Origin of the sequence: Inquilinus sp. YAF38 (assembly GCF_052113205.1) — a bacterium.
In the GTDB taxonomy this organism is placed as follows: domain Bacteria; phylum Pseudomonadota; class Alphaproteobacteria; order DSM-16000; family Inquilinaceae; genus Inquilinus.
Genome location: NZ_JBFRCU010000164.1, coordinates 1 through 7,160, shown reverse-complemented (window position 1 = coordinate 7,160; position 7,160 = coordinate 1). Strand labels below are relative to the sequence as shown.

Genomic DNA, 7,160 nt, shown 5'->3' with positions numbered 1-7,160 from the left:
GTCGGAGCCGGTGCGGGKGCAGCGGCGGCGCGCTGCTCCATCTCGGCGGCGAAGCGGGTGAAGAAGTCGTCGGCCATCTTCCTGGCGGTGCCGTCGATCAGCCGGGCGCCGAGCTGCGCCAGCTTGCCGCCGATATTGGCCTTCACCGCGTAGTGCAGCAGCGTGCCGTCGCCGTCCTCGACCAGCTTGACGTCGGCGCCGCCCTTGGCGAATCCGGCGGCGCCGCCCTTGCCCTCGCCGGAGATGGTGTAGCTCTCGGGCGGGTTCAGGTTGGACAGGGTGACCTGGCCGCCAAAGCTGGCCTTGACCGGCCCGACCTTGGCGGTGACGGTCGCCGTCATCTCGGTCGGCGAGGTCTTCTGCAGGGTGTCGCAGCCAGGAATCGACCGGCGCAGCACCTCGGGATCGTTCAGCCCCTCCCAGACCACCGACCGCGGCGCCGCGATCCGATGCTCGCCCGTCATTTCCATCGTACGGTCCCTTCGTCTCGAGCCGGTCGGCTCCGTCTCTCGAAGCTAGTGCGGCCCACCGGCCGCGACAACCCTACCTTGGTGTGTCAGGCAAAGCGTGCTCGCACGGCCCGGAAAAGGTTGGCTGCTCCGGCCTTCGTCGCCATACTCCGGCCGCTCAAAATCATGAAGCCAGAAGGGATGTTCATGCCGGTGTCGCGACAGGCCTGCCGCTGCTTGGGATTTGCTGCGGGAGTAACTGCCTTCATGTCGACCGCACCGGCCTGGGCCGCCTCTGAGGGCGCACCTCATCTTGACGGGTCGCAGCTCGGCCTGGCCTGGATCATCCCCTTCATCGGCATCCTCCTGTCGATCGCGCTGTTCCCGCTGGTCCGGCCGCATTTCTGGCACCGGCACTTCGGCAAGGTCGCCGCCTTCTGGGGCCTGGCCTTCCTGGTGCCCTTTGCCGCGATCCATGGCGCCGACCTCGCCCTGTACGAGGTGCTGACGGTGGCGCTGACCGAGTACCTGCCCTTCATCATCCTGCTGGCGGCGCTGTTCGTCGTCGCCGGCGGGGTGCGGCTGAAGGGCACGCTGGTCGGCACGCCGGCGGTCAATCTCGGCATCCTGTTCGTCGGCACCGCGATCGCCAGCTGGATGGGCACCACCGGCGCCTGCATGCTGCTGATCCGGCCGCTGCTGCGTGCCAACGAGAACCGGCGCTTTCGCGTCCACACGGTGGTGTTCTTCATCTTTCTGGTCGGCAACATCGGCGGCGCGCTGACGCCGCTGGGCGACCCGCCGCTGTTCCTCGGCTTCCTGCAGGGCGTGTCGTTCTTCTGGCCGACGCAGCATCTGCTGCTGCCGACGCTGCTTTGCTCGGTGATCCTGCTGGTGCTGTACGCCATCCTCGACACGGTGCTGTTCCGGCGCGAGCACGGGCTGCGCGAGGTGCCGGCGGAGCCGCGCGTGCCGTTCGGGCTGGAGGGCGGCGTCAACCTGCTGCTGCTGGTCGGCGTCATCGGCGCCGTGCTGCTGAGCGGCGTCTGGAAGCCGGGCGTGGAGCTGACCGTCTATCACGTGCCGGTGGCGCCGGAGAATCTGGCTCGTGACCTGCTGCTGCTGGCGATCATCGGCCTGTCCTGGGTGCTGACGTCGCAGGAAAGCCGGCGGCTGAACGACTTCAACTGGTTCCCGATCATCGAGGTCGGCAAGCTGTTCGCGGCGATCTTCGTCACCATCGTGCCGGCCATCGCCATTCTGCGGGCCGGCCGCGACGGGGCGCTGGCCGATCTGGTCGACCTCGTCGGCGGCACCGGCGAGCCGAACAACCTGGCCTATTTCTGGCTGACCGGGGCGCTGTCCAGCTTCCTCGACAACGCGCCGACCTATCTCGTCTTCTTCAACATGGCCGGCGCCGACGCGCAGCACCTGATGGGCGCCTGGGCGACGACACTCGGCGCCATCTCCGCCGGCGCCGTGTTCATGGGCGCCAACACCTATATCGGCAACGCGCCGAACTTCATGGTGCGCTCGATCGCGCAGGAGCGCGGCGTGCCGATGCCCAGCTTCTTCGGCTACATGCTCTGGTCCTGCGGCATCCTGCTGCCGCTGTTCGCGCTGGTGTCGCTAATCTTCTACGCGGGACCTTGAGCGAGAAGCCGATGAAACGCCGAGCCATCGAAGTGGTCGACTACGACCCGGCCTGGCCGGCGCTGTTCGGGGAGATCCGGGCCGGGCTGGAACAGCTGCTGGGCGGTCTCGTCCTCGAGATCCACCACATCGGCAGCACGGCGGTGCCGGGCCTCTGCGCCAAGCCGAAGATCGACGTCGACATCGTGCTGCGCTCTGCCGCGGCGATCCCCGAGGCGATCGAGCGGATGCAGGCGACCGGCGACTACGCCTATCACGGCGACAAGTACCGCGACGGCATGTGGACCTTCACCACTGGCCGCAGCTCGCGCGGGCAGCGGCTCTATCTCTGCGTGCCAGGCACGGCGACGCATCTGCGCCGGATGCTGTTTCGTGACCATCTCCGGCAGCACCCCGAAGCGGCCGCCGCCTATGCCGCGCTGAGGCGCCGGCTGGCGGCCGAGACCGAGGACGACTGGGACCACTACACCGGCGGCAAGGGACCCTTCGTCGCCGAGATCGTGCGGCTGGAAGCGGCGCATCGGAACATGCGTGTCCCTGACGACCGCCCACCGGAGATCGAGCCACGGGCCTACGACTACGAGGCCCAGTACCGGCGCCTGCGAGAGACCGGAGCGCGGGGATGGGCCGGCGAGCAGTACGAACGCGGAGCGGCCGGGGTCAGGGAGACGCTCGATCGGCTGCAGCGTGAGGGCATCCTGCCAGCGCCGCCGGCCCGGATGCTCGAGCTCGGCTGCGGCAACGGCCTGTCATCGTATCTGATGGCCGGGAAGGGGTATGAGGTCCACGGCATCGATATCGCCGGGACTGCCGTGGCCTGGGCGCGGGAGCGGTTCGCGGCGGCAGGGCTCCGCGGATCCTTTCATCAGGGCACCGTATGCCACATGCCGGTCTTCGCCGACGGCATCTTCGACATCGTGTTCGACGGCAGCTGCCTGCATTGCCTGATCGGTGGCGACCGAGGGCAGTGCCTTGCGGAGGTGCGCCGTATCTTGCAGCTCGATGGCGTCTTCGTGGTCAGCAGCATGTGCGGTGAGCCCCGATCCGATGATGCCAAGGCTCGCTTCGATCCGCAGATGCACTGCCTGATGCAGGACAGTCGGCCTTACCGGACCTTGAAGCCGTTGGCAGCGCTCGAAACTGAGCTTGCGGATGCGGGATTCGCCATTCAAGACCGCAGCGTCCGCATCAATCCGTGGTGGGATCACGTCACGCTGGTCTGCCGCCGCGTCGGCTAGCTCGCCGGCCCGACATAGCCGAGATAATCGGCGATCTCCGGCAGCGGCGGGCGGGTCAGCAGCTCGGTCGCCGGGCCGGTGGCGGCGATGCGGCCGTCCTCGATGAAGGCGGCCTGCACGTCGATGCCGGGCAGGGCGTCGAGCTGGTGGCTGACCATCAGCACGGTCAGGCCGCGCTCCCGCCGCAGCCGGTCGACCAGTTGCACCATCTCGCGCCGCTGCGCCGGGCCCAGCGCGGCGAAGGGCTCGTCCAGCAGCAGGATCGGGCGGTCGCGCACCAAGCTGCGGGCCAAGGCGACGCGCTGGCGCTCGCCGCCGGACAGCTCCGCCGGCCGGCGCGCCTCCAACCCCTCCAGGTCGACATGGGCCAGCGCCTCCGCCACCTGCGCCGTCTCGGCCGGGCTCAGCCGCCCGGGATGCAGCCCCAGCGCCACGTTCTTCGCCGCCGTCAGGTGCGGGAACAGGTTGTGGTCCTGGAACAGGGTGGTGACCGGCCGAGCCGCCGGCGACAGGCCCAGCACGTCGCGGCCGAGCAGGCGCAAGGTGCCGGACAGCGGCGCCTCGAAGCCGGCGATCAGGTTCAGCAGCGTGCTCTTGCCGGCGCCGCTGGGCCCGAACAGCACGACGAAGGCGCCGGCCTCGACCGCCAGGTCGAAGCGCATCGCCATCGCCTCGTAGCGATAGGTCAGGCCTTCGATTTCAATCGCGCGTGTGGCCACCGAAGATCCTCTCGATCAGGCCGAACAGGGCCAAGCCCATTAGCACCAGCAGCAGCACGACGGTCGACGCCTCCCGCAGCCGGTAGGCTCCGAGCAGCTGCGCCACCAGCACCGGCAGGGTCTGGTTGCCGTCCCCGCCGAACAGGGCGGCGGCGCCGAGGTCGCCGAAGGCCAGGCCCGCCGCGATCGCCAGGGCGAAGCCGGCCGGCCGGCGCAGCAGCGGCCATTCCACCAGCCTGAGGCGCGCCCAGCCGGACAGGCCGAGGCTGTCGGCCAGCCGTCCGTGGCGGTGCTGCGCCAACTCGGCGGCGCCGACCAGCAGGCGCAGCACGAAGGGCAGGGCCATCAGGGCGTTGACCATGGCGACGATCGGCAGCGCCCAGAGCCGCAGGTCGGCGGTGCCGAGCAGCATGACGAACAGCCCGGCGCCGAGCGCCAGCGGCGGCACCACCAGCACCACCGTGCCRCTGAGCTCGAACAGCCGGGCCAGCCGGCGGCGGCGCCGGCCGATGCGCAGCACGGCGATGCTGTGCGCCAGCGCCCAGCCCAGCACCAAAGCGAGGGTGGCGGCGCCGAGGGCGACGGCCAGGCTGCGTCCGGCGGCATGCCACAGAGCGGGGCTGAACAGGATCGGCTTGCCGAGACCGGCCAGCCCCTCGACCAGGATCGCGACCAATGGCATCAGCACGAAGCCGGCGGCGAGGACCAGGACCACGGTGTCGATCGTGCGGGCCGTCGTGCCGCGTCCGTCGTCGCGCAGCACCGGGCGGCCGACGCCACCCTCATCAGCGACCCGGCCGGTCAGCCGCATCGCCGTCAGCACCAAGAGGGCGCAGAGGGCGACCTGCAGCAGCGACAGGGCGACGGCGCGGCCGGGGTCGAAGTCGAAGCGCAGCGCTTGGAAGATCGCGATCTCGATGGTGGCTGAGGCCGGGCCGCCGCCGAGCGTCAGCACCACGGCGAAGCTGGTGAAGCACAGCAGGAAGACCAGGGCGATCAGGCCTGGCAACTGGCGCCGCAGCATCGGCCATTCGACCAGCCGGAACAGGTCTGCGCCGCGCAGCCCCAGCATCGACGCCAGGCGCCAGCTCTCGGCCGGGATGGTGCCCCAGGCCGCCAGCAGCACGCGCACGGCGAAGGGCATATTGAAGAACACATGCGCCAGCAGGATGCCGGTCAGGCCGTAGATGTTCGGCCGGATCGGCAGCCCCAGCGCCGCGAACAGGTCGGCGAGCAGGCCGGAGCGGCCGAACACGGTCAGGATGCCGAAGGCGCCGGCCACGGCCGGCACGATCATCGGCAGCCCGAACAGCCGCAGCAGCAGCGTCCGGCCGGGGAAGCGGCGGCGCGACAGGGCGCGGGCGACCGGGATGGCGATGGCGACGCTGATCAGCGCCGACAGCCCGGCCTGCAGCGCGGTGAAGCGCAGCACCGACCAGAGATACGGATCGGCCCAGACCGACAGCAGGTCGAACTCGGACGCGGCGCGGAGGAGGCCCGTTGTCGCGGTGCCGATCAGCGCCAGGATAGCAAGCAGCGCCAGGAGGCCGGGGAGGTAGGGCATCGGAATGGAACAGCGGACACGTCCGGCGCCGGCTTCCCCCTCACCCGAAATCGATGCGCGATTTCGACCTCTCCTCGAGGAGAGGTGAGACGGCGCCGCGCTTCCACTCTCCTCGGGGAGAGGGAGGGGCCCGGCCCGCTTGGGCCGGGAGGGTGAGGGGGTGGCTCGGCCCAAAGGCCTGGTCCTGTTCTACCTGCTGGTCGACTGCAGCCATTCGGCGATCCAGGCAGCGCGATTGGCGGCGACCTCCTCCGGCGGGTACAGCAGCGCCTTGGCCGGGGCCGGCAGGGCCTTGTAGGCGTCGGGCAGCCCGCCCTTCGGCGTCACCGCAGGGTACATCCACTGGGTGGTCGGCAGCAGGTCCTGGAAGGCCGGGGTCAGCATGAAGGCGAGGAATTTGTCGGCCAGCTCGGGATGCTGCGACGACGCCAGCTTGGCCGCGACCTCGACCTGCAGGTAGTTGCCCTCGCTGAACACCGCGGCGCCCACGTTATTGTCGTTCTCGGCGATCACGTGATAGGGCGGCGAGGTGATGTAGCTGAAGGTCATCGGCACCTCGCCCTTACGGAACAGGCCGTAGCTCTCGCTCCAGCCCGGGGTGACGGTGAGGATGCGCGGCTTCAGCTTGGCCCAGGCCTCCGGCGCCTTGTCGCCGTACACCTGCTTGACCCAGAGCAGCAGGCCAAGGCCCGGCGTGCTGGTGCGCGGGTCCTGGATGGTCAGCTCCAGGTCGCTGTTCTCGACCAGGTCGTGCAGGCTCTTGGGCGGGTTCGGCACCTTGGTCTTGTCGTAGACGAAGGCGAAGTAGCTCCAGTCGAAGGGCACGAAGACCGGATCGGTCCAGGCCACCGGCAGCGACAGCCCGTCGAGCTTCTGGCCATGCGGCGCGAACAGCCCGGTCGCCGTCGCCTCGGCGGTCAGGTTGGTGTCGAGGCCCAGCACCACATCCGCCTGGCTCGACTTGCCCTCCAGCTTCAGCCGCGACAGCAGGGCGACGCCGTCCTCGACCGAGGTAAACTCGACCGTGCAGCCGCATTCGGCCTCGAAGGCCTTCTTCACCTGCGGGCCAGGCCCCCAGTCGGCGGTGAAGGATTCATAGGTGTAGACCTTCAGCACTGGGGTCTCGGCCACGGCCGTCCCGGCGAGGGCGGAGGTCAGGGCCGTCAGCAGGACGGCGGCAAACAGGCGCATCACGGTTCCTCCGCGGGGGTTGAAGCGGGGCGGAGAAGAGGGACGTGCCGATGCCTGAGGCGTCGTCTCGCGCTCCCTCCGCCGGCATGACCCGGATCAGGTTCGTCGGGTTGACGCTGACGCGCCTCTCAGCCCCCGTTCGGGCACCCCGGCAAGACGCGCGCATCATCGGGGCGCGCCTTTCCCGTGTCAACGAGGTGACAGATCGTCCGCAACAAGGCTCCTGATGACATCGGCTCCGCAGCGCGGTAAAATTACAAGATTAACGATAACTGGAGGTAAAAAATGGCCGGACCGCTCGCGATTGGTGAGGACGCGCCCGATTTCGAAGTTGAGACCACCGAGG

Annotated in this window: 6 protein-coding genes and 1 riboswitch; of the genes, 2 read left to right on the top strand and 4 right to left on the bottom strand. The window is 69.4% G+C overall.

Translation table 11 applies throughout. From position 1 onward, the window contains the following. Positions 1 to 470 (bottom strand): SRPBCC family protein (locus AB4Z01_RS35525; RefSeq protein ID WP_441701478.1); only part of this gene is annotated, 470 nt, incomplete at its 3' end. Between the two features lie 246 nt (positions 471 to 716). On the opposite strand from AB4Z01_RS35525, the gene AB4Z01_RS35520 reads away from it, so the two are divergent. Together AB4Z01_RS35520 and AB4Z01_RS35515 are read left to right on the top strand one after the other, a co-directional pair. Then, complete coding sequence (locus tag AB4Z01_RS35520; protein WP_441701476.1) at positions 717 to 2,102, top strand: sodium:proton antiporter; 1,386 nt, start codon at positions 717 to 719, stop codon at positions 2,100 to 2,102. Further along, positions 2,099 to 3,340, top strand: a complete 1,242-nt coding sequence (locus AB4Z01_RS35515; protein ID WP_441701474.1) for a GrpB family protein — start codon at positions 2,099 to 2,101, stop codon at positions 3,338 to 3,340. The genes AB4Z01_RS35520 and AB4Z01_RS35515 overlap by 4 nt, the downstream gene beginning before the upstream one ends. On the opposite strand, the gene thiQ is transcribed toward AB4Z01_RS35515, so the two are convergent. The 3 genes from thiQ to thiB form a co-directional block, all read right to left on the bottom strand. Beyond that, positions 3,337 to 4,059 (bottom strand): thiamine ABC transporter ATP-binding protein, encoded by a 723-nt coding sequence (gene thiQ, locus AB4Z01_RS35510; protein ID WP_441701473.1) that lies wholly within the window; start codon positions 4,057 to 4,059, stop codon positions 3,337 to 3,339. The two genes, AB4Z01_RS35515 and thiQ, sit on opposite strands and share 4 nt — an antisense overlap. Continuing rightward, positions 4,040 to 5,623, bottom strand: a complete 1,584-nt coding sequence (gene thiP / locus AB4Z01_RS35505; RefSeq protein ID WP_441701471.1) for a thiamine/thiamine pyrophosphate ABC transporter permease — start codon at positions 5,621 to 5,623, stop codon at positions 4,040 to 4,042. The genes thiQ and thiP overlap by 20 nt, the downstream gene beginning before the upstream one ends. 189 nt (positions 5,624 to 5,812) lie before the next feature. After that, on the bottom strand, positions 5,813 to 6,814 hold the full coding sequence (gene thiB, locus AB4Z01_RS35500; protein ID WP_441701470.1) for a thiamine ABC transporter substrate binding subunit: 1,002 nt from the start codon (positions 6,812 to 6,814) through the stop codon (positions 5,813 to 5,815). Positions 6,815 to 6,870: 56 nt separating this feature from the next. Continuing rightward, positions 6,871 to 6,975, bottom strand: a riboswitch (TPP riboswitch). Between the last annotated feature and the right edge of the window lie 185 nt (positions 6,976 to 7,160).